Annotated in this window: 24 protein-coding genes; 8 read left to right on the top strand and 16 right to left on the bottom strand. The window is 49.8% G+C overall.

What is annotated here, in order from left to right; all coding sequences use genetic code 11:
• The first annotated feature begins 25 nt into the window (after positions 1–25).
• Together AB1757_13545 and AB1757_13540 are read left to right on the top strand one after the other, a co-directional pair.
• Entirely contained in the window at positions 26–910 is an 885-nt protein-coding gene (locus AB1757_13545) for an MBL fold metallo-hydrolase (protein MEW6128059.1), read from the top strand.
• A gap of 11 nt (positions 911–921) precedes the next feature.
• A complete protein-coding gene (locus tag AB1757_13540) occupies positions 922–1,647 on the top strand; it encodes a LytTR family DNA-binding domain-containing protein (protein MEW6128058.1) in 726 nt (241 codons plus the stop codon).
• A gap of 14 nt (positions 1,648–1,661) precedes the next feature.
• Here the strand turns inward: AB1757_13540 and AB1757_13535 are convergent, their stop codons facing one another.
• Positions 1,662–2,324: an outer membrane beta-barrel protein gene (locus tag AB1757_13535; GenBank protein MEW6128057.1), complete on the bottom strand. Its 663-nt coding sequence runs from the start codon at positions 2,322–2,324 to the stop codon at positions 1,662–1,664.
• A 609-nt stretch (positions 2,325–2,933) separates the two neighbouring features.
• Here AB1757_13535 and AB1757_13530 point away from each other — a divergent pair.
• Entirely contained in the window at positions 2,934–6,227 is a 3,294-nt protein-coding gene (locus AB1757_13530) for a hypothetical protein (protein MEW6128056.1), read from the top strand.
• 229 nt (positions 6,228–6,456) lie between these two features.
• Here the strand turns inward: AB1757_13530 and AB1757_13525 are convergent, their stop codons facing one another.
• Together AB1757_13525 and AB1757_13520 are read right to left on the bottom strand one after the other, a co-directional pair.
• A complete protein-coding gene (locus AB1757_13525; protein MEW6128055.1) occupies positions 6,457–7,371 on the bottom strand; it encodes a hypothetical protein in 915 nt (304 codons plus the stop codon).
• Positions 7,372–7,614: 243 nt separating this feature from the next.
• The gene (locus tag AB1757_13520; protein MEW6128054.1) at positions 7,615–9,207 is read right to left on the bottom strand and encodes a choice-of-anchor tandem repeat NxxGxxAF-containing protein; all 1,593 of its coding nucleotides are present in this window, start codon (positions 9,205–9,207) and stop codon (positions 7,615–7,617) included.
• A gap of 276 nt (positions 9,208–9,483) precedes the next feature.
• Between AB1757_13520 and AB1757_13515 the strand changes: the two genes are divergently transcribed.
• The 5 genes from AB1757_13515 to AB1757_13495 all read left to right on the top strand — a co-directional run bounded on the left by AB1757_13515 (position 9,484) and on the right by AB1757_13495 (position 14,514).
• Entirely contained in the window at positions 9,484–10,038 is a 555-nt protein-coding gene (locus AB1757_13515; protein ID MEW6128053.1) for an RNA polymerase sigma factor, read from the top strand.
• Positions 10,035–10,670 (top strand): hypothetical protein, encoded by a 636-nt coding sequence (locus AB1757_13510; GenBank protein MEW6128052.1) that lies wholly within the window; start codon positions 10,035–10,037, stop codon positions 10,668–10,670. Before AB1757_13515 ends, AB1757_13510 begins: the two co-directional genes overlap by 4 nt.
• A 50-nt stretch (positions 10,671–10,720) precedes the next feature.
• Positions 10,721–11,344, top strand: a complete 624-nt coding sequence (locus tag AB1757_13505) for a DUF4252 domain-containing protein (GenBank protein ID MEW6128051.1) — start codon at positions 10,721–10,723, stop codon at positions 11,342–11,344.
• 18 nt (positions 11,345–11,362) lie between these two features.
• Positions 11,363–11,995: a hypothetical protein gene (locus AB1757_13500; protein MEW6128050.1), complete on the top strand. Its 633-nt coding sequence runs from the start codon at positions 11,363–11,365 to the stop codon at positions 11,993–11,995.
• Positions 11,996–12,183: 188 nt separating this feature from the next.
• On the top strand, positions 12,184–14,514 hold the full coding sequence (locus AB1757_13495) for a DUF5916 domain-containing protein (protein MEW6128049.1): 2,331 nt from the start codon (positions 12,184–12,186) through the stop codon (positions 14,512–14,514).
• Positions 14,515–14,718: 204 nt separating this feature from the next.
• On the opposite strand, the gene rtcA is transcribed toward AB1757_13495, so the two are convergent.
• The 13 genes from rtcA to AB1757_13430 form a co-directional block, all read right to left on the bottom strand.
• Positions 14,719–15,738 carry an RNA 3'-terminal phosphate cyclase gene (gene rtcA, locus AB1757_13490; GenBank protein MEW6128048.1) on the bottom strand — a complete coding sequence of 340 codons (1,020 nt, stop codon included), beginning with the start codon at positions 15,736–15,738 and terminating at the stop codon, positions 14,719–14,721.
• Positions 15,739–15,885: 147 nt separating this feature from the next.
• The gene (locus AB1757_13485) at positions 15,886–18,696 is read right to left on the bottom strand and encodes an EAL domain-containing protein (GenBank protein ID MEW6128047.1); all 2,811 of its coding nucleotides are present in this window, start codon (positions 18,694–18,696) and stop codon (positions 15,886–15,888) included.
• 755 nt (positions 18,697–19,451) lie between these two features.
• On the bottom strand, positions 19,452–20,033 hold the full coding sequence (locus AB1757_13480) for a DUF4291 domain-containing protein (GenBank protein ID MEW6128046.1): 582 nt from the start codon (positions 20,031–20,033) through the stop codon (positions 19,452–19,454).
• Between the two features lie 77 nt (positions 20,034–20,110).
• The gene (locus AB1757_13475; GenBank protein ID MEW6128045.1) at positions 20,111–20,473 is read right to left on the bottom strand and encodes a DUF5615 family PIN-like protein; all 363 of its coding nucleotides are present in this window, start codon (positions 20,471–20,473) and stop codon (positions 20,111–20,113) included.
• Complete coding sequence (locus tag AB1757_13470; protein ID MEW6128044.1) at positions 20,470–20,760, bottom strand: DUF433 domain-containing protein; 291 nt, start codon at positions 20,758–20,760, stop codon at positions 20,470–20,472. Before AB1757_13470 ends, AB1757_13475 begins: the two co-directional genes overlap by 4 nt.
• Before the next feature lie 230 nt (positions 20,761–20,990).
• Positions 20,991–21,767, bottom strand: coding sequence for a slipin family protein (locus AB1757_13465; GenBank protein ID MEW6128043.1), 777 nt, complete (start codon positions 21,765–21,767; stop codon positions 20,991–20,993).
• Between the two features lie 295 nt (positions 21,768–22,062).
• Positions 22,063–23,532, bottom strand: coding sequence for an RtcB family protein (locus tag AB1757_13460; GenBank protein ID MEW6128042.1), 1,470 nt, complete (start codon positions 23,530–23,532; stop codon positions 22,063–22,065).
• Positions 23,529–23,870, bottom strand: a complete 342-nt coding sequence (locus AB1757_13455; protein ID MEW6128041.1) for a hypothetical protein — start codon at positions 23,868–23,870, stop codon at positions 23,529–23,531. Before AB1757_13455 ends, AB1757_13460 begins: the two co-directional genes overlap by 4 nt.
• Before the next feature lie 216 nt (positions 23,871–24,086).
• Positions 24,087–24,689: a hypothetical protein gene (locus tag AB1757_13450; GenBank protein MEW6128040.1), complete on the bottom strand. Its 603-nt coding sequence runs from the start codon at positions 24,687–24,689 to the stop codon at positions 24,087–24,089.
• A gap of 158 nt (positions 24,690–24,847) precedes the next feature.
• Positions 24,848–25,198 (bottom strand): DUF5615 family PIN-like protein, encoded by a 351-nt coding sequence (locus AB1757_13445; protein MEW6128039.1) that lies wholly within the window; start codon positions 25,196–25,198, stop codon positions 24,848–24,850.
• 6 nt (positions 25,199–25,204) lie between these two features.
• The gene (locus tag AB1757_13440) at positions 25,205–25,561 is read right to left on the bottom strand and encodes a DUF433 domain-containing protein (protein MEW6128038.1); all 357 of its coding nucleotides are present in this window, start codon (positions 25,559–25,561) and stop codon (positions 25,205–25,207) included.
• 134 nt (positions 25,562–25,695) lie between these two features.
• Positions 25,696–25,998: a hypothetical protein gene (locus AB1757_13435; GenBank protein ID MEW6128037.1), complete on the bottom strand. Its 303-nt coding sequence runs from the start codon at positions 25,996–25,998 to the stop codon at positions 25,696–25,698.
• Positions 25,999–26,013: 15 nt separating this feature from the next.
• A complete protein-coding gene (locus AB1757_13430) occupies positions 26,014–26,421 on the bottom strand; it encodes an EVE domain-containing protein (GenBank protein MEW6128036.1) in 408 nt (135 codons plus the stop codon).
• Between the last annotated feature and the right edge of the window lie 137 nt (positions 26,422–26,558).

Here is a 26,558-nt window from a genome sequence, read left to right as displayed (position 1 = left end):
AACCCATCAGCAAAGGAGAGTAACTATGTCGCGTTTTCTTGCAACTATTTTTCTAGCTGCAATACTTGGTTTTACCGTATCAGCCCAGCAGGATTTTTCCAAAGTACAGATGAAAGCCACCAAAGTCGCGGGCAACATTTATATGCTCGAAGGCGCAGGCGGCAACATCGGCGTATCCGTAGGCGCGGATGGCATACTGATTATCGACGATCAATTTGCGCCGCTTGCCGATAAAATTCGCGCCGCGCTCAAGGAATTGAACCCCGGCAAATTAAAATTCATTTTGAATACCCATTGGCACGGCGACCACACCGGCAGCAATGCGGCATTTGGACCGGAAGCGCCGATTATCGCTCACGACAATGTGCGCAAACGATTAGAGACCGGCAGCAACACAGCGGGTCGCGTCGTGCAACCTGCGCCCAAAGAAGCTTTGCCGGTGATAACTTTTGAACAATCGGTGTCGATTCATTTCAATGGCGAAGAGATTCGCGCGTTGCATTATCCGCACGGACACACCGATGGTGACAGCATCATCTTTTTTACCAAATCGAATGTCGTGCATATGGGCGACGATTTTTTTGCAGGTCGTTTCCCGTTCGTTGATATTGACAGCGGCGGCAGCGTCGAAGGCTTGGTGAAAAATATTGAAAAGGTCATCGGTAAAGTGCCTGCCGATGTGAAAATCATTCCCGGTCACGGGGCGATTTCCACGCTTGATGATTTGAAAAAATATCATCGCATGCTGGTTGAAACGACCGGCGTGGTGGCGAAGAAAATGAAAGACGGCAAAACCTTGCAGCAGATTCAAGCCGAAGGTTTCGCTGAAGAATGGAAAGAATGGGGCACGGGTTTTGTGAACGCCAATCGCTGGATTGAGACGATTCACCGCTCGATGTCGAAAAAGTAGCTATTGAGTTTATGCCGCAAACCTTTAAAACGCTCATCGTCGATGATGAGAGATTGGCGCGCAAAGAATTACGTTCGATGCTTGCCGAACATCCCTTGATTGACATTGTCGGTGAAGCCGAAAGTGTTGCGAAAGCCATCGAACTCATTGAACGGGAAAACCCGGATGTGGTTTTTCTGGACATTCAAATGCCGGGCGAAAGCGGTTTTGATTTGCTCGAACAAATCGCGGCGAATTTCAAAACCATTTTCGTCACGGCATTTGATGCCTTTGCGCTCAGGGCTTTTGAAGTCAATGCCCTCGATTACCTGTTAAAACCGATTAATCCCGAACGGTTGGCGCGCGCCCTTGAGCGATTGACTGCGGCAGAACCCATCGCGCAAGTTTCTCAACGCAAGCTCGAATACACCGACCGCTTGTTTATCGAAGCGGGCGAGCGTTCGGTATTTTTAAAAGTCGAAGCCATTGTCTGCATCACGGCTGCCGGTGATTATTCGGAAATCCTCACCAACAACGGGCAAAAATCACTGGTGTTAAAACCCTTGAAAGAATGGGAAGAACGTTTGCCGGAAAAATTTTTCACCCGCATTCATCGTTCGGCAATTGTCAATCTCGAATATGTCGAACGATTGGAGAGTTGGTTCAATCAATCCTATCGCGTCTATTTGAAAACCCTAAGTGAACCGTTGATGATGAGCCGCCGTTACGCCGCCAAACTCAAAAACAAATTCAGTTAATAGAGGAGAGTAGATTAAAATCGAAAACCGACTCCGGCGCTGATTTGCAGGCTCAATCCATTGATACCTTCTCTGGTGCTGATACGCGGACCTTGCTGGTCAATGACTTCAGTTTTTGTTGTGGAAGGATAGCGCAAATAGGTTCCTCCGACATCTGCTCTTACCATAAAATGTTTTGAAAGATAGCCCTCAACCACTCCACCAATATCAAAGGCAAATCGGGTTACTTTAATCTCCTGGCAATTCGCACCATTACAGCTTAATGTCGGGGTGTATTTGGTGAAACCGGGGCGCGCTTTAAAAAATATTCCGTAACGCTTATGTCGGACGCCTGTTTTGACGCCGAAAAAGCCCTGCACTTTTGGTTGAGGTAAGATTTCCTGGTTCCCGCCAAAAAATGGGTTGAGGTCATGGTCTTCAACGGAAAAGCGTTCAATCACACCTTCAATGGCAAAGGTTTTGTTGATGTTATAGGTCAATCTGCCACCGCCCCCTTTGAAGTTCTCTTTGGGTAAAGGATTACCCCCAACGAATATGCTATCCGGGCTGTAGTTCAAACGGATAAATGAAAATTGACCGCCGACTTCAAATTTTGGCACTTCAGATTGGGCATTTGCGGATTGAATGAAAAGAACTAGCGCGAAAAGAAAACTGAACCAACGAATAAATTTCGACATGAACGGGAACTCCTTCGGGAAACTTTTCTTTATATTTGAAATGTGAGGGACGGTTGTAAGCGCAAAAATGTTAATGATAGAAACAATATGCAGTCAATCTCATTTCTATGAAGGGCGAGTAGTTTTATGCCTGATGGTCAGGCTAATGGTTCGCTAGTCATAAACCCTTGATGCAATTCTCTTACGGAAAAAGACCGGGCTTAATATCAAGTTGAATTTCCCAGCGGATGCGGCGGATGCTGCGGATAAGGACGGATTTTTTCGCGGCACACAGTGAAATTGTTTCTTGATGTGGGGTTTTGTATCGTTGGAAATATCCGCGCTGATCCGCTCAATCCGCCGCATCCGCTGGGAAGCCAACCTTGATAAACCGCACAATGATTTTCCGTAACCACCATAGACAAAAACGACTTGCCGGGCATAGTCAAACCAGCCGAACAATGGTTGAAGTTAACTTCGTTCAGGTATTTAAAATTCTCAAACCGATTTTCGCGATTACCATTCACCTGTGACGAAAGCCTGAGACTTGACGTATAAGCCGACGTTGACAGAAAGTTTCAATTCGTCTGTTACCGCAAATCAAAAAAATCTGAAAGGATGACGTGAGTAATGAGAATCAGCTTGTATCAAGTGCGCGTGTTTCTGACGGCGTTTATCACCTTGACGCTTTTATCGAACACCCTGGTAATGGCTCAAGGCGGGCAACCGCAACCGACTTTACCCAATATCAACATGTCCGCCAATCCTTTGTTAAAACCCTTCAAATGGCGCGGCATTGGCCCTGCAAGCATGGGCGGGCGCATTGATGACATCGCTGTAGTCGAAAGCAACCCGTATGTTTATTATGTCGGGTTTGCGACCTCAGGCATCTGGAAAACCACCAATAACGGCACCACCTTTGAACCGATTTTCGACACCTATCCGGTGAGTTCGATTGGTGACCTGGCGATTTGTCAGCAAAATCCCAACATCATTTGGGTAGGAACAGGCGAACCGAACAACCGGCAAAGTTCGACCATCGGCGACGGCATTTACAAATCGACCGATGCCGGAAAAACCTTCGTCAATGTCGGCTTGAAAGATACCCAATCGATTGCTCGCGTGGTTTGCGACCCCAAAGATGAAAAAGTCGTGTACGTAGCGGCGCTCGGTCATCTGTTCGGCGCGAACGAAGAGCGCGGTATTTTTAAAACCACCGATGGCGGCGGGAGTTGGAACAAAATCAAATACGTTGATGAAAACACCGGATTCACTGACCTCGCGATAGACCCCGTGGATAATCGCATTTTGTACGCGGCTTCCTATCAGCGACGGCGCGCGCCCTGGGGATTCAATGGCGGCGGCGCAAGCAGCGCCCTCTGGAAAACCCTTGATGCGGGCAAGACCTGGACGAAACTTGAAGGCAATGGACTCCCGGATAATCCCGTGATTGGTCGCATCGGATTAGATGTATCGCGCTCGAATCCCAATGTGATTTATGCGCAAATCGAAGTCGGCACCAGTTCAGGCACAGGCGCTCCCGAAGAACGACCTGCTGCGCAACTCCAACGACCGACTAGCCCACCACCGACTTCCGCTCAACCCGCTGCTGCAAATGAAACGACAGCCGCCGAGAAAAAAACTGAAGAGAAGCCAACTGAGACGACTGCGACGCCACCGCGACGCACGCGGCGCAGAGCGCAAACGCCTGCCGAGAATGCTGAAAACACTGCTGCTGAAAAAGCCGCGACGCTTGCCAAAGATAAAAAATCCGCAGATAAAACCGAATCCGTGAAAGGCGAAACTGCAAAAGCGAAAAAAGAATCGAAAGCCAAAACTGAAACGGCTAAAGCCGAAAAAGATGCGAAAGCGACGACCCCTGCACAGGCTGCGCAAACCCCGCCGCAACAATTGCCGCAACCGGCAAGCAATGCTGACCCGACCAAAAGCGGTGTCTGGCGTTCCGATGACAAAGGCAAGACCTGGCGCGTGATGAGCAACAATAACAATCGCCCGATGTATTACAGTCAGATTCGCGTTGACCCGAAAAATGACCAGATTGTTTATACCTGCGGCGCGCCTTTTCATAAATCGACCGATGCCGGTAAAACTTTCAAAGTCGTGCAGGGCATCGCGCATAGCGACCATCATGCGGTGTGGATTGATCCCAACAATAGCAATCACTTAATCATCGGCAACGATGGCGGACTGGATGTGACTTACGATCAGTGCGAAACCTGGGAATTCATCAACACGATTGCGGCATCGCAGTTTTATGCGGTTAGTGCAGACATGCGACGACCCTATTATGTATGCGGCGGATTGCAGGATAACGGCAGTTGGTGCGGACCGAGCGCCACGCGCAGTCAATTCGGCATTATGAATTCCGAGTGGTATCGCGTAGGCGGCGGCGACGGATTCTATACGCAAATCGACCCGACCGATTACACTACGGTTTACGCCGAATCACAAAATGGCGCGGTAAACCGCATTGATTTAAAAGCCGGCAGAACCGTCAGTATTCGTCCGCGTGCCGCACGACCTCGCCCCAATCCCTCGCAAACGGCTACAGGAGCCAATCCTGAGGCGGCGACCCCGCCAACCGGGCAAGCGCCCGCCGGCGGGCAGGGACGCCAGGGCGGCGGTGGTTTTGGTGGCGGGTTCGGCGGCCCAACAACCTCAAATATTATTCCCGCGCCGCCCGCAGGCGAACAATATCGGTTCAACTGGTCAACGCCGGTTGTGCTTTCACCGCACAACCCGCGCACGATTTATGTTGGCGCAAATCGCCTCTTCAAATCCGTAGACCGTGGCGACACCTGGCGCGCCAGTCCCGATTTAACCAAACAGCTTGACCGCAGCAATCTGCCAATCATGGGCGTCGGCGGTAAAGAGCCAATGGCTTCAAAACATGATGGTGTTGCAAATTACAGCAACATCACCGCGATTGCCGAATCGCCCGCGCAAGCCGGGGTGTTGTGGGTGGGCACCGATGACGGCAATGTGCAGGTGAGCCTGGATGGCGGCGCGACCTGGAATAACGTGGCGAAAAATATTCAGGATATGCCGCAAAACAATCCGCAGATTTCTCGCGTCGAACCTTCGCGATTTGAAGCGGCGGTTTGTTACGTAGCGATTGACAATCATCGTAACAACGATTTCAAACCTTATCTTTTTGTGACGCGGGATTTCGGCGCAACCTGGATGCCGGTGATGAATAATCTGCCGCTCGGCAATGTCAACTGCATACGCGAAGATGCGAAAAATAAAAATCTGTTGTATGCGGCAACCGAATTCGGCTTTTATGTTTCGCTTGACGCGGGCGCAACCTGGCAGGCGTTTATGAATGGTCTGCCGGTGGTGCGTGTCGATGACATTTTCGTGCATCCGCGTGACAACGATTTGATTATCGCCACCCACGGACGCGGCATTTACATTATGGATGACATTACGCCGCTTCAGCAGTTGAGTGAAAAAATGATGAGCGCAGATGTGCATCTATTCGATGTGCGACCCGGCGTGCAGTGGTTGAATGATATAACCATGAGCCGTTCGATTGGTGGCGCTAAAAATTATCGCGCCGCCAATGCTCCGCCGGGAACCGCGATTAACTATTATTTGAAAGGCGTGCCCGAAGGCGAAGTGAAAATTCAAATCCTCGACATTGCCGGTAAACCGATTCGCAATCTCACCGGCACCAAAGAGGTCGGCATCAATCGTGTGCAATGGAATTTACGCGGCGATACGCCGCCGCGCCCGGCGGGCTTCAATCCGCAAGGTGGCGGCGGTCAAGGCGGTGGATTTGGCGGCGCTAATTTTCAACCACCGGTTGCGCCCGGCAGCTATCTCATCAAACTCATGGTCGGCGACAAAGAGTACACCACCAGGGTCGAGGTTCTCGAAGACATCTGGAAAGAGCAGTAGAACATGGACTCGGAATCAAGCCTTTCGGCGCTTGCCAGGGGTCTCGAAGCACTACTTCGCAGCAGACTATAGCCGTTTGCAAAACGATTTACTCAAGTTGAGGAAGCGGTCTTTGACCGCGTATGACGGGAAACGCGGTCAAAGACCGCTTCCTCAACCGAGGCTGAGTAAACTCAATCGCAAACCGCTCCAGACAGTCTGCTGTACATCCCTTGCGTAAGTCCTAAGCTTATTTGAGGGTGAATAATTTATCGGTGAGCGTCTCTTTGTGGGAAACCCCATTGATGGTCATGGTGTAATCAAAAAGCCGCGCTCCCTGTCCACCCTGGGCGCTGATTTGCAGGCGATATTTGGTTGGCAAAGTGAGTCCATCGGCTACGCGAAAATCATCGAAATCTTCGGTGAGTGAATAATAGGTTTCGGGATTTTGTTCGGGATTTTCCCGGCTGCCGACGCTTGCGCCGACTTGAAAACTGTAGATCGTGCGAACGTGCTGAAAGGTTTCGGGGTTGAAATATAAAAGAATTTTCAGACCCGCTGCGCCTTTGCGTGGGCGATAGCCGAGTTCGTGCAAGGGGCGTCCGTCAACCTTTTTCATGCCGCGATATTCCAATTTCGGTTGCAACTGTTCAACCCTTAACAGCGACCACGCAGTCGAAAGCACGCCGCCAAGCAAACCTTCTTTCAATGGCGATTCCTGTTGACTGAAAAAGGCGCTCAATTGTGAACGCCCGCCTTTGGGCAAGAGACTCGTTGCTGCATCTTTTCCGTCAAACGCCAAATTCTCGCCTGGGTAATCAATCGAAGGAAATTTCATGCTGAGACGCAAACGCGCGCCTTCCGAAGCGAGCAACACTTCGCCGGGTAAATCGACTGCGCCGCCAATACGTGTGACCAATCTAACGGTGCCGGAGGCGACCCGTGATTTAATGGCGGCGCGCGCATCCGTCTTGCCGATGGCTTCAAGATGACGGGCAATCAGGTCTTCGGCTTTGAGTGATTTGTCTTTGTCCTGTGCGGTTGAAGTGTTGAGTTGACCGGATGCGAATATCGCTATTGCGAGGCTGAGTGTCGAGACGAGTCCCGATTTTCCGAACGCTTTAAAAAATATTCGTGAGATGCTGATAGAAAATTTTTGCAGCATAGATTCTCCTGATGAACGCTTGAGGTTTATGGCTGATGTTGATATGAACGAGAAATAAGAACTGCGCGACAGTAGCGTTATGGTAAATCCTTAGCGCGGGCTTCTCAAGCGGAATGCATAGATTGATGTCTGTTGGTAAAGACGCCAAAGACCCGGCGGTTTTTTCGCTTCATATTTTTGCTTCTTTTTAGAAGCGAAAAACATCGCCGGGTCTTTGGCGTCATCCGATTCTTTGGAATTACGCTATCGCGTGATGATTTTCGCTTCACTGCGCCGATTCGTTAATGGATTGAAAACCGCGACCTCTACGCTTTGTCCGACAGGAAGTAATTGTTCAAGGCGGGCATCGCGGCTGATGATTTGCGTTGTGGTGCCGCCCGCTTCTCTGGCAGTTTCCGGGTAGCTCATCACCTCAAGCCTCACGCCATTGATTTCAATCACCGAATCGTTGGTAATCATGCCGTTGCCGTTGACCCGCAATTCCAAGCGACCATTTTTGTTTTTGAGTTTGACTTTTTTGATGACCGGTTGCACTGGCGTCGCTTTGTAAACGCCAAGCGGTTGGGTGTGATTTTTGCGACCATAGGCGAAAAACGCCACCTCGCCCAAATCATTCAAGGCGAAGGTATCAATTTCGCGAATGGTTTCGCCGGTGGGCACGGTGTCGCCGACTGCCACGACTTTGAGCATAGCGTTTGGTGAAGCCAGGAAAATCGCTGTGCCGGAACTGCCGTCAATGACTTTGGCTTTGAATGCCACGGCGCTGTTGGCATTGATGCGCGGTCTGAGCAACAGAAAACGCTCGATTAAATCCGGGTCATCGAGGGTAGAGAATTTGCCGCCAATCGGGGTGGCATCGCCTTGCGTCATAATTTTGCTGATTTGATTGCCGGAACGCCTGAAGATGCCGCTGTCGGCTTTGCCATCCAGTAAGACTGCAAAAGCGACTTCACCGTTATCATTCAAATCACTGGTGCCGATGGTGCGGTCTTTGACGCTCAAGCCGTCAACCAAGGGGTCAGCATCGATGAATATTTTTTTGATGCCGTCGTGAGTTTTAAGAAACCAGCCATAGCGTTCGCGCTCTAATGAATCAAGAATGATTTTGCCTTGAAAGAGGACTTCGCTGTTGTTGTTGATGTAGGCTTGTACAGCGGGAAAGAAATTGAAGTAGAACTTGCCGGGTAAAATGTCGGTGACATCTTCGTTGACGGCGATGGGAATGAGTTGTCCGTTGGCATGAACGAAGATACCGTCACGGAAAAAAGCTTGTCCGTCATTGGAGCACGCGCCGAAAGCGATTTCGCCTTTGTCATTGATACTTGGATCACTAAAGCCGCAATGTCTAAAAGTGGTGCCAAGCCCGGTGGCATCGCCTTCGGCAACGACTTTGGAAACCTGACCATTTGAGTAGCGAAGGATCATTCCTTGAATCGCGCCGTTCACCAATGGGCCAGCAATGAAAGCTGCTTCGGATTGATTATTTATATTTATTGGTCCCGTCAAAAAGAACTTACCCCAAGCAGTTGGTTGACAAAGATCTGCAACAAGGAAACTTCGATCTTTACTTGCTAAAAATAATCCGTCGAAGCAGGCTCCCTCGGTCTCAGCTGCAAGCCCTATTTCACCAAGGCTATTAAAAGCGTGCGCGCCATTGATGCGTCCTTCGCAATCGCCACAATTGAAAAACCGCCCGCCATCAGGGCTGGGGTCTCCACGTTTGACAATGGGAGCAAAAGTAAAGCCGCTGGTTTGTGCGAATATTGAAAATTCTTGAAAGGTAAACAGAATGGCGACAAAAAAGATCGTCCGCTTCACGATTACAAAATTGTTCATGAATCCTCTTGCCGTTTATGCGATTCTATCCGAGCCTGATTGCTGCAAAGTAACCTGACTGGACTACCCCCTGAAATCGTACTGTTATTGGCAGGAAATGTTTTATCACACCCATCCGGCTTCAATTGGCGCAGTTGACCGGTTGCTGATTTGACAGGCGCAATTATACCATTCATAAAAATTATGTCAGCAAAAATTTTGTTCGCAAAAAAAGTTTGCACTCGCCGGGCGAAGCCCTTGCGTACTTAGATTGTGGGGTGGGAAGGAATTGTAAATTTGAATCGGGAGATTTTATTCCGAGCGGAGGAACGACTTGCCAGCGCCGCTGCCGGTGATCAGTTGGCGTTTGCCGAAATCGTCGGTGAACAACAGGCAATGGTCTTCAGTTTAGCATTCCATTTCCTGCGCGACAGAGAACTGGCGGAAGAACTGGCACAAGAGGTTTTCCTTCTTCTCCACCAAAACCTGTCCTCCATAAAGTCTCCCGCCCACCTAACCTTTTGGCTCCGTAAGGTCACGAGCCACCGTTGTATTGACGCGACCCGGCGACAGCAGGCGCGACCGCAGGTTTATCTCGAAGATTTGCCGGAGCCGGTTGCCGAGACTCCAGACTCAGACCCGATGCTCAATCGCTCTTTGCACAAACTGGTTGCCGCGCTGCCGGAAAATGCGCGAATGGTTCTGGTGCTGCGCTATCAGGAAGATTTGGAACCGACCGAGATTGCCGAAGTTTTAGGCATGCCGCTGAACACTGTGAAAAGCCACTTGCGGCGGTCGCTGGCTACGCTCAGAGAAAAGTTGTCGCGTTCGATAGGAGAAGTAAACGTATGAGCCGTCTTGATGATGAATTGAAATTAATGTTTCGCCGTGAACAACCCTCTGCGGATTTTACCGCGCGGGTAATGGCGCGACTTGCCGAACAAGCGCCCAAGCCGAGTTTGTGGCAACGCTTGATCGGCTTGTTTCAAATGCCTGTGATGCGCTGGGCGATGGCGGGCGCGGCGATTTTACTGGTTGCGGGCATTGTGTTCGTTCAGTATCAACGCGACAGAGCCAATGATGTTTCGACCGGCACTGCAAATGTGAATCGACCGGCGGGCAGTAAAACAGATAATCGCAACCTCCAGGGCGAAACTGCTGGCGGAAATGAAAATGGCAATCGCGGCGGTGAGCAAAAGAACGACAAAGTATTCGCGCCGCCGAAAATCGCGCCGAAACCATTTGCGCCTGAAAGAAGAATTGTTGCGGTTGAACATAAACGAAAAGCCGCGCCCCATAAAGTTGAAAACGATTTACCTGAAGGACAGGTGGCGAAAGCGCATGACGCTTCGCAACGCAGCCCAAATATGACGATGTCAGAACGCGAACGCGGCGAACAGGCAAAAGAGCAACTTTTCAAAGCTCTGGAAATTGCCAGCAATCTGCTTGCGGAAGCCCGCAAAGTGGCAATCGGTGGAAAGTAAATTTTTCGAGCAATTTTGGACTGCGAATTTCACTGTTAATTTGAGGAGTTATGAACAACATTAAATCCATTTGCCAACAAATTTTCGGTATTGCGCTTATGCTTTTTGCCCTGAGCGCAATACCCGCCTACGGGCAAAACGCCAAACTCAACATCGACAATCTCAACTACCTGAACGACAAAGCTGTGCAGATCGTTGATATCACGTTGGGCAAGGAATTGATCCAGATGGCGAGTCAATTCATTCCCGGCAAAACGCCCGATGAGTTAAAAATCAAAGAATTGCTCAATACCATTCAAGGCGTATATGTCAAACGCTTCGAGTTTGAAAACGAAGGCGTGTTTACGGATAGTGATGTGAATCCGATTCGTTCACAACTGCAGAACCCGGCGTGGGCGAAAATCATCACCTATATCAACAAGAAAAAAGACGGCAACAAAATGAATGTCGAAGTTTTTCTGATGACCCAGGGCAGCATCATTCACGGTCTGTCGGTTCTCGCAACCGAAACCAAAGCCTTGACGGTCGTCAATCTGGTTGGCCCGATTGACCTGCAAAAACTTGCGGAACTCGAAGGTCGTTTCGGCATTCCCGATATTGGTCTCAGACAAGCCACCGGGCAACCCGCACAACAGGATGAAGCAAATAAAAAAGACCCGAATAAAAAACCATAAGCTCAGGAGCGACACGCTATGGCAAAAAGAATCATTCCCTTTATTGCGGCGATCATCGTTTTATCATTGGTTAATGTGAACACCCTCGCAGACGATAAACCCGATGATAAAAGCTACAGCACCTTTGTGAAGTATTTGAAGTCGAATTACAAAGCCCGCGGGCAAAGCGCTTTTGGCATGATTACCTTCGCGCGATTTTTAGTGAAGGTAATCAAACCGGCGGGCGTTAAAAATTTCAAAGTTTCGATGCTTCGCGATTTGCAATTCACGACCACGAAAGTTGATGACAATCTCGGCAACTTCATTCGCAAAAATGTCCATCAGGATTGGAACCCATTGGCACAGGTGGTTTCACTTAAAAATAATCAATACGTCTATGTCTATTCGATGACCGAAAAACAGGACGTGAAGTTTTTAATGGTCGCGGTGCAAAACCAGGAAGCCTTCGTTGTCCAATTCAAATTCGATACCGAACTCCTGGCGAAGTTTTTAGAAAAGCCCGAAATTCTTGGCATTTCGCTTACCGGCGACGATAATAAGAACCGGCAGGCGAATAACAACCCGGATAGTAATGTTGATGAGCAGAAGAAGAACCCCAACAACGATTCGGATAAAAAGAACGAAGAAGCGAAAAAATCCGATTCAAACTGAAGCCCCAAAAAAAACGAACCTGAGCGCGGATTTTTACGTTAAAGCAGACGTGCATTAACCAGTCCGCCTATATCACAAACATAAAACCCCGGCCTAAAAGAGACACAACAACGCTTTCGTAAAAAGCCTTGAGGAGTTTTATGCTTAAATTCTGCCGCGCTTTCTGCTGCTTCCTGGTTTTGTGCTGCTTGAGCATTGCAAGCCGCGCACAGGAAGAAGCCGCTAAAGCCAATCAACCCACACCACAACCGATTGCGAAATCGCAACCCGCGACCGAGTCGAATACGCAAACCCCGACCACCGGGCAACAGTCATCGCAACTTAAAAAACTTTCGGCAAATGAACCGCGTCCGATTACCGCGCCGCCTTCGATACACATTCCGCGAGTAACCCAAGCGCCGAAACTTGCAGATTATCTCGAAGGCAAATCGCGACCCGATGAATTGAAAATCAGCGGTTTTTTGCAACGCGAACCGCAAGACGGCATCCCCGCCAGTCAGGAGACCACCGGCTATCTTTCATACGACGATAAAAATCTCTATGTGATTTTTGTCTGCAAAGATGAACCCGGCAAAATTCGCGCCCACATGAACAAACGCGAAAACACCGGCGGTGATGACCTCGTCGGCATCACCCTTGATACTTTCAATGACCATCGTCGCGCTTATCTTTTCGGCAGCAATCCGCTCGGCGTGCAAATGGATGGCATCGTCGCCGAAGGGCAAGACGATGATATGAGTTTCGATACCGTCTGGTATTCCGAAGGCAAGGTCGAAGGCGATGGTTATGTCGTCTGGTTTGCGATTCCGTTTAAGAGTTTGCGATTCGATAATGCAGATGTGCAGACCTGGGGCGTAGCGTTGATTCGCGGCATTTCGCGCAATAATGAAACCTCTTTTTATCCGTATGTCACGCGCCGCATCGAAGGCTTTACACAACAGTTCGCAACCATGAACGGATTGCAGAAAATTTCTCCCGGTCGCAATATTCAAATCATTCCTTATGGCTTTTTTGCGCGCGCGCGTTTTTTGGAATTCGACCCGGCGCGACTGAAAACCGACACCGAGTTTCGCGGCGGTCTTGATGCCAAGATGGTGTTTCACGATTCGTTTACCCTGGATGTCACCATTAACCCGGATTTCAGTCAGGTCGAATCGGATGAACCACAGGTAACGGTCAATCAGCGATTTGAAGTCTTCTTTCCCGAAAAACGCCCGTTTTTCCTCGAAAATGCCGGGTATTTTCAAGCCTATGAAAATCTCTTTTTCTCGCGTCGGATTGCCGACCCGGATTTTGGCGCGCGGCTCACGGGTAAAGCCGGACCCTGGGAACTCGGCGCCCTCGCAATCGATGACCGCGCGCCGGGCAAACGCTTCAATCCGGGCGACCCGCTTTATAACAAACGCGCCGCCATCGGCGTATTCAGATTGCAAAGACAACTGCCCAATCAATCGAACGTCGGATTGATGGCGACGAGTCGCGATTTTGCTTCAAGTCATAACCGGGTTTTTTCTGCCGATGGGCGTTGGAAGTTAAATCAGAACTGGGTACTCAACGGGCAGGCGATTCAAAGCTACACCAAGCAACTGGATGGCGAACATCTGTCTGCCCCGGCATTCATCGTCAATTTGAACCGGCAGGGCAGATATTTCCAAAACTTTTTTAATTACACCGACCGCAGTCCTGAATTTCGCGCGCAACTGGGTTTTGTGCCGCGCGTCGATATTCGCCATGTGAATAATTTCATGTCCTATCGTTGGCGACCGAAAACCGGTAAGTTGCAATCGTATGGTTTCAATCTCTACACCGAAGGCATCTGGAATCATCAGGGTGATTTGCAGGATTGGCGAGTGAATCTGCCCTTTGTTGCGCAATTCAGCGGCGATACTTTTCTGTTCATTCGACGCGCCGAATTCGCCGATAGTTTCGCAGGCGTGCGGGTGCGCGAACACACCAACGATTTGCAATTCTCTACAAGCTTTTTACGGTGGCTGTCGTTTTTTACCAATTTGACGACCGGCGTGCAGGCTAATTTTTTCCCGAATGAAGGCGTGCCTTATGGCGCAAAGAGTTTGAACGGTCAGGCGGGGTTTACCCTGCGCCCGTCATCGCAATTTTCCTACAGTCAACTTTACATCTTTGACCGGCTGGCGACGCGCCATAATCATCTGCCCGCAGGCGAAAGCAAACCGACAGTGATTTACAACAATCACATCGTGCGCTCGAAAATCAATTATCAATTCAATCGCGCGCTTTCGGTGCGCGCGATTTTTGATTACAACGCGGTGTTGCCCAATGAACGATTAATTCGTCTGACGCGCGACAAACGCTTTGCGGCGGATTTATTGATGACCTATCTCGTCAATCCCGGCACCGCTTTGTATATCGGGTACACGGACGGTTATCAAAATCTGGCTTTGAGTAATGAGACGCCCGCAACGATTCGGCGCACGGGAGCGCCGACCTTTTCAACCGGACGACAATTTTTTGCCAAGATGAGTTACCTGTTGCGCTTTTAATAGATTTCCCAAAGGGCGCGAAAAGAGCTTGACCACCTGTGGGGGTAAGCAACTCTTTTCGCGCCCGATTTATTTGATTAGAGTCGCTTGCCAAACCATTGATTGAAGACGCGGTCAAAGACCGCTTGCTCAACTTCAGTCAATAGTCTCTGACCGTGTCACTCGGTGAATCGCGGTCAAAGACCGCTTTCTCAACCGCTCGCATCAATTTATCACTTCAACCTGCCAGCAATGTTTATTGATCTCCACTACCTGAATTTCAACATTGAGAAATTGTTTGATGACTTCGATATTGGTCTTCGTGTGCAGCGAGATTTCGCTGGCGGTAAATCTGCCGCCGCTGCCGATTGCCATCGGCAACAACAACTGGTCGGCAAGATGTTCACCAACTGCCGCATCGCTTTGCAAATAATTTCGCGTTTCGTTGACCGCTTTCCTGGCGACATCTTCGGCGCGGATGCCGCGCTCGCCAAACGCCGTGAAAATCTCTGTGATATTTTTGCTCTCGATTTCAATCATCAAGATATTGCCTTGCCCGTTGGCGTTCGCGGTCTCTTCAACAAAAAGCTGGTCGCGGTCTAAATCGAGTTTGCGACGCACGACATCGAGTTCGCGTTCGGCAATGTGACGCGGCAGGTTGGCAACGATAGCGCGGGCGCGTTTAATGGGCGATTCGCTGCGCCTGGTCAGTTCAAGCCGTGCAAGGTGTGTGCACGGGTGGATTTCAAACTGCGCTTTGCCGCCGCCCGCAGGATAAAAACCGTAGCGTTCGAGGCGCGCAGAAACCTTTGCGCCCATACGACTGACAACCGGCAAAAAAGTTTTCGCGAGAAAATCAAAGGGCGGCGCAAACGGATTATGGGTGCCGCCTTCAAGTGTAATGAGGCTTGGCGCATCGGTTGTGAGCAGCGCAGGCAAAATGGTTTGCAAAACCAGCATGGCGCTTCCGGCTGTGCCAATCGCGAAGGTGTATTCGCCGGCTTTAATGGCGCGTGGCGTAAAGGTGAGATATTGAGAGCCTAAGGTTGCGCCGTTCAATTCGGCGTCGCCAACGGTTGCCGCAGCCGACACGGAAGTCAAATGTTGTTTGAGCAAGCCGGGATTTTTTCGCCGGGCGCGAATTTTTTCGATGCGAAAAGCTTTTCCGGTAATCAACGAAAGCGCCAGCGCTGTACGCAGAATTTGCCCGCCGCCTTCGCCATATGAACCATCCAGAATAATCATAGACGAGATGATACGAACGATTATTTAAAAAGGCTCCGTAAAATTGAGAGCGGTTTGCGATGGCTGAAAGCCGGTTGAGAGAGCGGTTTTTGACGGCGATTCATTGAATGTTTTGTTTAACCTTGGTAAATGGTTTTGCAGTTCGCTCTAGTGGACTTGGTCGCGGATGATGTCTGGCTCGGTTTCATTCAAAGCGAGTAATTCAAACGATGGGATGAAACCGGATTGATGTCGCAGCGTTTCCAGGTAGCAGGCAATGGCATGAGCCGATAAAGGTTTGGAAAAATGAAAGCCCTGTCCCAATTCACAGCCTAAATCCTGCAAGGTTTTTATCTGTTCACAAAACTCTATGCCTTCGGCAACGATTCTAAGACGCAGAGTTTGTCCCAGCGTGATGATGGCTTGCACCAGTGCCGATTCATCCGCGCCGTTGCTGATGGCGTGAATGAACGAACGGTCGATTTTGAGAATATCAATCGGAAAGCGTTGCAGGTAACTCAGTGACGAATAGCCTGTACCGAAATCATCAATGGCGAGATGAATGCCGAGCGCCTTCAACTCGTTCAATTTATCGAGCGTCGTTTCGGTATCCTGCATCATCACGCTTTCGGTCATCTCCAGAATCAAACTTTCGGGCGGCAAACCGGATTTTTGCAAGGCATTGGCAATCGTTCGGGCAAGGTCAGGTTCCTGCAATTGTCTGCCCGAAAGATTGACGGTGATGGTGAGGGGCAGATGTGTGGGAAATTCGTCGTGCCAGCGTTTGCATTGCAGGCAAGCCTGTTCCAAAACCCATTGACCGATGGGGACAATCAAACCGGTCTCTTCGGCTAACGGAATGAAGTCTTTCGGAGCAACCATGCCACGGGTTTTGTGATGCCAGCGAATGAGCGCTTCGGTGCCGATAATTTTGCCGGATTTGAATTCGATAATCGGTTGATAGAGCAGGGTGAATTCCTGACGCTCGATGGCATAGCGCAAAGCGGCTTCGATTTCCAGACGATTGAGAGCGGCTTGATGCATGCTGGGTTCAAAGATTTCATAACGCCCCTTGCCGCGACTCTTGGCAGTGTACATGGCAGTGTCGGCGTTGCGCAGCAAAACATTGGCATGCTGCTCATCGACGGAACTCAAGGTGATGCCAATGCTGATTCCTACGAAGACTTCTTTGCCCTGAAGCACGACAGGTTTTTCCACGGTTTTATGAATCCTTCGGGCAATGGTGATGGCTTCAGCGGCAGTCGCGCAATCTTCGAGCAACAGCGCGAATTCGTCGCCGCCCAGTCGCGCCGCGGTGTCGCCTGTGCGCAGACAGGCTTGCAAGCGCGCGGCAATGGTTTTTAATAACAAATCGCCTTCGGTGTGTCCCATGCTGTCGTTGATGGTCTTAAAATTATCGAGGTCTAAGAACATAACGGTAATCGGTTTTCGGCTGCGTTGCGCGCGCGCCAGCGCCTGTTCAACCCGGTCATGGAAAAGTTCGCGATTGGCGAGTTTCGTCAAGGGGTCGTGAAACGCCTGATGAATCAACTGTTCTTCGAGCATTTTGCGCTCTGTAACATCGCGCGTGTTGATGACAATGCCCTGCACATTGGGGTCGCTGATTAAATTATTGCCGATGCTTTCAACATATACCCAATGTCCCAGTTGGTGTTGAATGCGCCATTCAACCGGCGAGGTGACGCCGAAACAGGACATCGCTTCGGTAAAAAATGCTTCGGTGGGTTCCAGGTCATCGGTGTGCAACAACTCCCGCAGATTGATTCCTACCAACCCGGCTGACTGATAGCCAAAGACGCGTTCGATAGATGAACTGACAAATTGAATGGTCATGCGTTCATCGGTAATGAAAATGACATCCGAAGAGTTCTGCACCAGCGAACTGAAACGCAGTTCGTTCTGGCGGCGGGTTTGAACGGTAAGCAACCGGGCATTTTCTCTGACCGCAATAATTTGTCGCGCCACGACCAGCGCGGTCAGACCGATGGCACAAAGGATTAACACATGCAGCGATTCGGAATGACCGGTATTCCAGGTCATATAGGTGACGCCAAGCAGCAAACCATAACCGGACACCACGCCTGTGTAGGGCAGCAACGCTAAAATTCTTCGCCGGGGATGATGAACCGGCTGCGATTTGTCTTTAAATTTCATGTGCCAGTATTGATACTGGGCGCTTACCGCCATCAGATAAAACGACAGGATGAAGAGTGCATCCACTGTGCCGCCGCCTGTATAAGCGCCCCGCAACATCAGGTAGCCAAATCCCAAATCCCCAAAGGCATTAATCAACAGCGAACAGATGAGCAGGTTGAGCGCGCCGGCAATATTATTTTCAGGTTGTTTGAGTAAAACGAAGGTGATTGCGAAAATCAATGCGAGGTCGCCAATCGGGTAGCTGAGCGCGGCAATCAGATTCCACCCTTCATGGTAAGGCGCAAGGGCAATCGGTTGCAGCAGGAAATACCACACCACCATGCCTATGCCAAGCATGACGCTTGCCGCATCCAACCCGAAGGTCAACCAGACCTTGCGCCCCTTTTGCTTCATCGGAAACCTCAACACCCCCCACAACAGCACAGGGTAATAGAGAATGTAAGGGATTTCCGACCAGTCATAGACCGCGTTGGAGGCTAAAATTACATCATGGTAAAACCCCACCCAATTCCCGGTGGCGCGAAGCAAAATGGCAAGGGCAATGATTCTCCATGCCCAACGGGCTTTTGGGGGCAGCGTGTTCTGGACTGACACGCGCAACGTAATGATGAACGAAATGATGCCAAGCGGCAGGAAGCCAAGATAAGAAATGAACAGTTTAAGTTTCTCGCCACCCCAACCGCCAACTGTCCACACGATATAGAGTGTGACAGAGATGCCGAGTGCAAAGGTGAGTTTACTGCCCCAATCACTCAACCAGTGTGCTTGGGTGAGACGTTTTAAGGGGATGATGCGTGTCATTCTTGCTTCCATTTCTTGAGAGGAAACCGCTATGCAAAACGAGAAGCAGTTTTAAATACCCGCCAGTTGTAGCGAAACGCGATTCTTCCAATTGTTGAAACTCTCATTTAAGTTTGGGTTGCGACTTTCAATCAACGGTTAAAACAATCCCATAGATTAAGGGTGACGAATTTGGTCCTCTGGTATCGCCATGAGAGGGGAGGGGGCAACCCGCACAACTTACGATAAGAGCAAGGTCTATGCCATTTTCCAGGTGAGCCGAACAGTGCATAGCAGATTCGAGTCGAGCTGTATCAACTGAGCGATTTGTTCCCTGAACAGGTACAAAAGGACAAAACATTGGTATTTTGATTAGCTCATCATAAATCAAAGACGATTGAAGACCTGTTGCAGGCGCATCGACCATTCGGTCAGATTGCATGAATGAACGAACCGCTGCGATGCAGATTGACAGGTCAAATTGATGCCGCTATCTCTGAAATTTTCTGAGTGCGCGTTTAACTTGCAGCATCCCGCAAACCGCTTTAGCGAGGCAAGCGGGTCTTTGGCAATTGAGTGGAGCGCCTTGCTGAGAGGATGTTGAGGGAACGGTCTTTGACCACGATTATCGACAGCCAGGACGGTTGCATCATCGTGGGATAGATGTTGAGGGAGCGGTCTTTGACCGCGACGCTTATGCGGCGGTGATGAGTATAAGCAATCGCAAATCGCTCTAAGCTTGAAAGGCGGCAGTTGCGGATTAGCGAAAGCTCGCTCTACGGATTGATGCCAAGTGAGCGTTGAAGTTCGGCGCTTACCGGATACTCGATTTCAATCGGCGCGACGGGTAAGTCGGTTTGCTGTTGGCGTATTGCCTGATGAAGCGCTTTTGCGAGTTGGGTGACTTCTTCAAGAGAGATAATCCAGTCATTCACGTAGCGTTTGACGGTCGCGCCGCGAATGCCGATTTGAATGGCGCGACGGTCTAATTTTTGCAGACGTAAATTGCGCTCGGGGTCCCATTGATGGCGCACCTCGCTGTGTTTGAGCGCCAGTGTCCAATCGGATTCGGATGAATAGATGCGCGGGTTGAACGAAGTTTCAACCGATTGGCGCAAAATTTCCAGAAAGCCGGCGTGCGTGAGCTTGATTTTCAAAATCGCTTCCTGATTATGTTTTGAAGCGTAACCGGAACGATACAGCATCCAGCCAAACGACGGTTTAATCCACGTCATGCGTTCAAGATTGAATCCTCTATCGAAGGTGCCGCGTCTAAGCGCCGACGCAACAGTCGAAGGCGTGAATGCCTGATAGACATAGACGCCTTCTCCGTCATAATTGGCAAATATTTTTCGCATATTTTCTCTCTGCCGCTTTGTGGCAACGAAAGCTAGCCATTGGCTTCGATTTGAAAGGGAGATAATCTTTTGATTGCTTAACCCCAGGCGCTCAAAAACTCTGCGCGAGTCTGCATATCTTCAGCAGAAAGTTTGGCGATCAATTTCAAAGTCCGGCGTAACTGTTCTCCTAAACTGAAACGCTTTTGATGAACCAGAATCATTCCCGCGTGAGTCTTGCCTTGCTGTATGCAGTCGGCGTGAATTTTGTAGAAGTCAGAGACATTAAAGGTGTAGATAACGCGCCCTTGTGCCTTAGCGAATTCGACTTGCTCTTCATCCGATTTGCCTAGCATCCCCTCGCTTGCTGCTGTTGTGACATCTATGCCGCGCGCGCGAAATTCTCTGGCGAGTGAGCGCGACCCCGCGTCTTCATCGAGGTAGAGGCGAATCTGGCTCATGCGATTTTCGGTTCTTGATAATGTTCTTGCTCAAGGCGTTCGACCTCTGCATCTTCGGCAGCCAGTTGCGCTTCAATCTCGGCTTGATTGGCGTGATAGTAAGCCAGCGCCGCGTAGACTTGCGCGAGGTTCAAGTGTTCATACTCATCAGCAATCTGCTCAGGCGTGAAGCCTTGTTTATACCAGGTCACGATACGATGAACGGTTATGGCGGTTCCGGCAATGCAAGGTCTGCCGCCTCTTAGGTCTGGTTGACTGACAATCATTTCTCCAATATCGGTCATGATTTTCTCCTCACTAGCCGTTAGCCTAATCAAGGCGATAAAGAATATCAAACCGTTCGCCTTGCGTTGAGATTATTGCTTAATATTTGAGCCACTGGGTCGAGTTTCGCAAATAGATTAGTCAACTTAAATTTTTAAACTATCTGTAAACCGGATTGACGAGGGTTGCGTAGCTAGTTGATGCCGACGCAACAATCGAAGGCGTGAATGCCTGATAGACATAGACGCCTTGATTAAACTTCTTTACCAAGCAAGCGAAGTGGCGAATCCGCCGGCAATCCGAAAACTATCGTGTTGTTTGAAGAGTCGCTGATGGCTTGCAGCAATTTGAGTTGCAGCAATGCCGGATGGTCTTCCAACAATTTCGCAGCGTTGGCAAGGTTGCGAAGCGCAGCCGTTTCGCCGCGCGCGCGCTCAAGCGCCGCCAAACCTTCCTGACGCGCTTGCGTGACTTGCGCGAACATTTTTTTGAATTCGCCCGCAAACATAATGTCACGAACGTTGACCGCGACCAGTTTTAAACCGAGTTGCGCGATATGCGCTTCGCTCAGTTCAAACAACTTCGCATCAATCGCCTTTCTTTGCTCAAGCAATTCATCAATCCTGAGTTCGCCGACGATACTTCTGAGCGCCGATTGCAACTGGATGTAAAGCGATTCTTGAAAATTCGCCACTTTGTTGTAAGCGATATTGACATCGGCAATTTCATATTGCGCCACCAAACTCAGGCGAATGTTGATGCCATCGGCGCTTAACACTTCTTGCCCGGCGACCGTCACCATACGCAATCGCACATCCAGTTTTTGAATCACTGTGCGATACGTATGTGCATAACGACCTGGCGACAGGACGTCGATAAACTTGCCGTTTTTGTAGCGCAAGCCTCTTTCAAATTCAAACACGACGGTGCGCTTAAAAAGACTCGCAAGCCATGCCGTGAGTATCAACGCCAGCATCACTGCGCCAATTATCAAAATTAAATTCATTAACATCACAACCTCATTAGTCAAAGGCTCTCCCTCAAAAAGTCACAGAGGGTTGGCGGAGGTTTAAACCTGCAAAGCCGTATTCTGTTGCCCGAAAGCTGACTTCAAAAGAGAGAGCCAGTCAGGGAGTTGAACCCAGCGCGTTTGCAGCACGCTTACCTGTTTGGCTGTAGAGCGCTGTATCGCAAAACCGCAATGAAGATTTCATCGCCGTTGCTTTCATCCCTACACTCTGAACTTTGAAGTTGAAACTCTGAAAAATGTGAACCCTTTTATCCATCTTCTGTTCATCGTTCCGACTTCATCGTTCCTCGTTTCTTTAATAGTGCTTGCTCGAATGCGGTTTGCCGCGGCGCTTTGATTTTTTCGGACGCGCGCCGTCCGTGCCTTTCAAAGATGCCAGAGGCCACAGCGTATATTCGATTTTCGCAAGCCCGGCACCCACGACTGCCGCGACCACTTCTTCAGCGGATTTGTAACACACGCCCGATTCATCAATCGGCACGCGCCCGTCGGCATTGACTAAAATTCCCGCTTTGCGATATTCGTCATCAATCTGGCGTTGATTCAAGGTTTTTGCCGCCGCGGCGCGCGACATTCTTCGTCCCGCGCCGTGATTCACGGAATAAGCGCTGTTTACTGCTTGAGCCTGCGGACGCAAAATGTAACTGAAATCTTTATTCGAGCCGGGGATCAACACCGGATGCCCGGCGCTCGCCCACATCGTGCCGGCAAGCGCCGGATGCCCGGCAGGAAAAGCTCGCGTTGCGCCTTTGCGATGCACCCACACATCGCCGAATTCCGGGTGCCACTCTTTCTGCACCAGGTTGTGCGAGATTTCATAAATCAATTCCAACGCCGCGCCAAAGACTTCTTTGAAAGCTTCGGCAACCTGTTCAAAAAGAATCAGGCGATTGATGATGGCGAAATTTCCGCCCGATGCTACGGCATTCAAATAGCTGCGATAATGCGCCGATTCGGGCGTGAAGTATCCGAGGTCAATATCGCTAATGACCTCGGGTTTTTCCAGGCGCGCCATCTCAAAATAGTTGGTCGCCAGGCCGTGTCCCCAACCGCGTGAGCCGGTATGCGCCTGCACGAAAAGCGTTCCGGTCTCTTCGGCGCGTTGCAACTCGATGAAGTGGTTACCGCCACCGAGAGAACCGAGTTGCTGAATGCCGCGTTCGGGTTGACCTTTGCCGCCAAGCGGCGGCGTCCAATCGTCATCAACCGGCATACGGTGACGCTCGGCGCGTGAACGATCAAATGCCGCGCCATATTTTTCGACATAGTATTCTGCCCCGCCGCGAATCAAGTGATCGAACTCCTTGCCGTCGAGATTTTTCAGGCGCACGCTTTTGCCGCCCGCGCCTAAACTCACGCGACGCATCACCGCGCGATTGAATTCCAATCGTTTATCCGGCGTCGCCGCTTCAGCCTCAACCTCAGATTTCGCGCTGACCATTCCGCAGCCAATGTCATAGCCCACCGGACCCATAGCGATTGCGCCTTCGTTGGCATCCGTGAGCAACACGCAACCGACCGGCACGCCGTAACCGTAATGCGTATCGGGGGTGATGACCACGAGTTTGGTTCCCGGAAAGCGCGTGGCGTTGACGATTTGCCGATAGAGCGTCGCTTCGGCATCGGCAAGCAGGTTCGGCGTGAGAAACAATCTCACTGGCACCTTGCCGGTGTCTTCGGTGTGCAGTTCGTAGTAGCCGTCGCCATGCCAGCGAGCCAGATGCTTCCAGTTATGCGCATTCTTTAGTTCTTTGGTTTTGCTCATAAATTATTAAATTTCTTTCTTTCGTGTTTTTCTTTCGAGCTTCTCACGCGAATTGGCGCGTCGGCTTGTTTGCGAACCCAACGGGTGAATTTTGCAATCGCCGGAAAGCTTAACAAGCGGTCAATGGTATTGAATTCATCAGCCAATTCGCGTTCGGTTAGCGCCGCGTGAAGGTTTTTGTGGCAAGGCGCGCAAATCCCAATCACGCGATTCAGTTCTTCCGGCGTTTTGTCTTCGCGTTTCTTTTTGAGTTTATGTTCGGCGCGCGGAATCAGATGATGCTGCGTCAGTTCACTGACCGCGCGTTCACATAACTCGCATCGTTTTTCGGTATTCATCAAACCGCATCTTGGCTCAGGACGCTTTCATTCGGCAAGCAAAGCCAAACGCAATGGTGATTAGTCAGGGCGGATATTCGAGCGTGAAGTGTGGATACGCACCCTCGGTTCAATTGGTTCACAATTTTTTCAAAGCAATAAAATGACGCAAAATAAATTGGAAACTCGAACCATCAACTTATTCTGCGTCATCTTTTAAATTCGTCATTTTCAGTCTTAGCTTTTTAACTTGACGTTCGTGAGTCTTGCCGGATAGATGCCGAAATTTTCGACCTCGATGGTTTTTTCGCCGAGGTAACGAACTTTGGCGGCGGGAATCAACCCACCATCGCCTTTGCCCTTGGTGTCAATGAACAGTTCGATGTAGGTGAAGGGATAATCAAGCGACCGCGAACCGCGTCGCGCTTCAAAGACGCCAATCCAGCGTTCAGCCAAAGCGGTGATCTGGCGTTCGCCTTCGGCATCGGTCGTCATCCAGATGGCATTGATGTCGAGTCCGATACCCGAATTGATTTGCAGCGTGCCGCGTTTTTGTTTGCGCAGGGCTTTCAACAAAGCGTCCTGCCCGCCATCTTTCAACGCGCCGGTGATGCCGACGACTTCGCTATCGGGCGTGTAACTGTCAACCGTTAAAGTAAAGATCGCCGTCGTCGTACCGCGTGTGCCGCCAAAATAGATAAGGTTTCCGGTATAAGTTTCCTTGGCGGCGCTCGTCGCCACTGCGTTACTGGCATTTCCCGGTTGCGGGTAAAAAGCGGTCAAGGTTACAAAGCCGATGGCGATAGTCAGATGAGTCAGTAAAAAGGTTTTTTTCTTCATGTGTTCTCCTGTCGTGTAAATGGGTTCTTACAGCACGGGGGAACCTTTATAGAAAAGCTTAATGATATGACGCGCGATAGGCAATCTTTTTCAAACGGCATTAGTCTTGGCGATACTGAAACTGATTGCGTGATTTTTCTGAATTCATCGCCGTTGCCTTATAGCGGCAATATGCAGATTCGCTTATGCCATTCAGCAGTTTCGCTACAAAGCGCAATGATTTCGAGTTCATCAATCGCCTGGTTAATCGTTAAGCTTCTCGGCACAACGATAATGCCGGTCATCGGTTGGTTTTCCGCAAGGCGGGTTGCCGCGTGTTCCGGCATGGTCTTTAGGTCATGCGTCAAGAGCAGCCGATTTTCACTCGCGGCATATTCCAATAACTCAAGGTCGCTGGCATTACTGAGCCCGACTTGATGCGCCGTAATGACATCAAGGTTAAGAACGCGACGTGACAGACCGCGCAGTATGTCGTGGTCAAAATCCTGGTCAATGAGCAATTGCAACATACGATTTTACTTTTTGTTTTGGTTGTGTGCTGACCGACGCTCAAGGAGTCGTTCACGCATCTCGGCTTTTGCAGATTGATATTCGGGGTTGGATTCGATGCGCTGCTGCGCGGCGGCAGCAGCAACTTCTTGATCGGATAAGTAATTTTCAATCGCTTCGCGGTTGCTCAGATAATAAGCGATGACTGCATAAATATCGGCTATGGAAACCGCAGGAAATTTATAAGCGATCTCTTCAGCCGTCGCGCCGAGTTTGAAATGATGGATAATCGAATCCAGGCTCACTCGTGAACCGGTTATGCGAATGGTTCCGTCTTCGGCCGTCATCAACGGAATCGTTTGCGTTGCTTCGATCCTTGTCATAGTGCTTTCGATTATAGCGCATCATTGATTCAACACACGCTAAAATTTTCATTCGATGAATTTGCTCATCAACCAACGCCAAGAGCGAAAAGTAATTCAGAAGCAAATTATATACTCAGCTATTCAGAATGTTTTTAATTGGAATTTACCCATTCCGGGATGTGTTTTCGGTATAACTTTGGCAATTCTTCTAAGACTTTTTCTTCATTGCCATAGATATTCAACAAAAATTCCCAAAGTGTATAACTTCTCGGCTGATTTAATTTTTTTGCAAGGAATCTAAGAAAGTTTGTAAAGGGTAAATGTCCACCAACATTGAGTGCATTACCAGCCCCATCTAGAAAAGCTACAACTTCAGCAAGCGTTCCATACCTCGTATACAGGCGATAACGCTTACAAATGATTTCGACGATTTCTGCGAATTTTTCTGGTGTCATTTGCCTGGAATAAAATCATAACCCCGCGAGTTCAACCAGTCGTTTGTATTCAACTTCGCTAACCGGCATCACCGATAGTCGCGGCAGGCGCGCCAGTTGAAACTCGGCAAACTCGGGCATCGCTTTAATGTCGGCAAGCGTCACCCGGCGCTTCGCTCGCTTTTTGGGTTTGAGATCAATGACCGCGAGTTTTTCATTATCGGCTTTCGGGTCGGGGTATGGATGGCTGGCGGCGATTGCGAGTCCGGCAAGCGATTTTTCGTCGCCGGTGTGATAGATCAAAATCAGGTCGCCTTTTTTGATTTTGCGAAGATTCTGCAAGGCGAGATTATTGGTCACGCCGTCCCACACGGCGAAACCATCTTTTATTAAATTCTCAAAACTGTAATCTTCAGGGTCGCTCTTGAGTAACCAGTAATTCATAACGATGAAGGGCTTTGTTGCATAAATAAAAATGGAAACAATCTTCCACAAGGTTATACTAGAAAACGCTTCATACGGCATAGCTGTCGGGCATTCCCAGATGGGTCATCCGGTTCAATGCCGCACAGCGCAACAGC

The organism is Acidobacteriota bacterium (assembly GCA_040754075.1).
GTDB lineage: Bacteria > Acidobacteriota > Blastocatellia > UBA7656 > UBA7656 > JBFMDH01.
The sequence above is the reverse complement of the archived record's forward strand: the minus strand, read 5'-3'. Positions and strand labels throughout refer to the sequence as shown.

Coding starts and splice junctions, on each gene's coding strand:
- AB1757_13545 (MEW6128059.1), top strand. CDS start 26: ATGTCGCGTTTTCTTGCAACTATTTTTCTAGCTGCAATACTTGGTTTT.
- AB1757_13540 (MEW6128058.1), top strand. CDS start 922: ATGCCGCAAACCTTTAAAACGCTCATCGTCGATGATGAGAGATTGGCG.
- AB1757_13535 (MEW6128057.1), bottom strand. CDS start 2,324: ATGTCGAAATTTATTCGTTGGTTCAGTTTTCTTTTCGCGCTAGTTCTT.
- AB1757_13530 (MEW6128056.1), top strand. CDS start 2,934: ATGAGAATCAGCTTGTATCAAGTGCGCGTGTTTCTGACGGCGTTTATC.
- AB1757_13525 (MEW6128055.1), bottom strand. CDS start 7,371: ATGCTGCAAAAATTTTCTATCAGCATCTCACGAATATTTTTTAAAGCG.
- AB1757_13520 (MEW6128054.1), bottom strand. CDS start 9,207: ATGAACAATTTTGTAATCGTGAAGCGGACGATCTTTTTTGTCGCCATT.
- AB1757_13510 (MEW6128052.1), top strand. CDS start 10,035: ATGAGCCGTCTTGATGATGAATTGAAATTAATGTTTCGCCGTGAACAA.
- AB1757_13505 (MEW6128051.1), top strand. CDS start 10,721: ATGAACAACATTAAATCCATTTGCCAACAAATTTTCGGTATTGCGCTT.
- AB1757_13500 (MEW6128050.1), top strand. CDS start 11,363: ATGGCAAAAAGAATCATTCCCTTTATTGCGGCGATCATCGTTTTATCA.
- rtcA (MEW6128048.1), bottom strand. CDS start 15,738: ATGATTATTCTGGATGGTTCATATGGCGAAGGCGGCGGGCAAATTCTG.
- AB1757_13485 (MEW6128047.1), bottom strand. CDS start 18,696: ATGACACGCATCATCCCCTTAAAACGTCTCACCCAAGCACACTGGTTG.
- AB1757_13480 (MEW6128046.1), bottom strand. CDS start 20,033: ATGCGAAAAATATTTGCCAATTATGACGGAGAAGGCGTCTATGTCTAT.
- AB1757_13475 (MEW6128045.1), bottom strand. CDS start 20,473: ATGAGCCAGATTCGCCTCTACCTCGATGAAGACGCGGGGTCGCGCTCA.
- AB1757_13460 (MEW6128042.1), bottom strand. CDS start 23,532: ATGAGCAAAACCAAAGAACTAAAGAATGCGCATAACTGGAAGCATCTG.
- AB1757_13455 (MEW6128041.1), bottom strand. CDS start 23,870: ATGAATACCGAAAAACGATGCGAGTTATGTGAACGCGCGGTCAGTGAA.
- AB1757_13450 (MEW6128040.1), bottom strand. CDS start 24,689: ATGAAGAAAAAAACCTTTTTACTGACTCATCTGACTATCGCCATCGGC.
- AB1757_13445 (MEW6128039.1), bottom strand. CDS start 25,198: ATGTTGCAATTGCTCATTGACCAGGATTTTGACCACGACATACTGCGC.
- AB1757_13440 (MEW6128038.1), bottom strand. CDS start 25,561: ATGACAAGGATCGAAGCAACGCAAACGATTCCGTTGATGACGGCCGAA.
- AB1757_13435 (MEW6128037.1), bottom strand. CDS start 25,998: ATGACACCAGAAAAATTCGCAGAAATCGTCGAAATCATTTGTAAGCGT.
- AB1757_13430 (MEW6128036.1), bottom strand. CDS start 26,421: ATGAATTACTGGTTACTCAAGAGCGACCCTGAAGATTACAGTTTTGAG.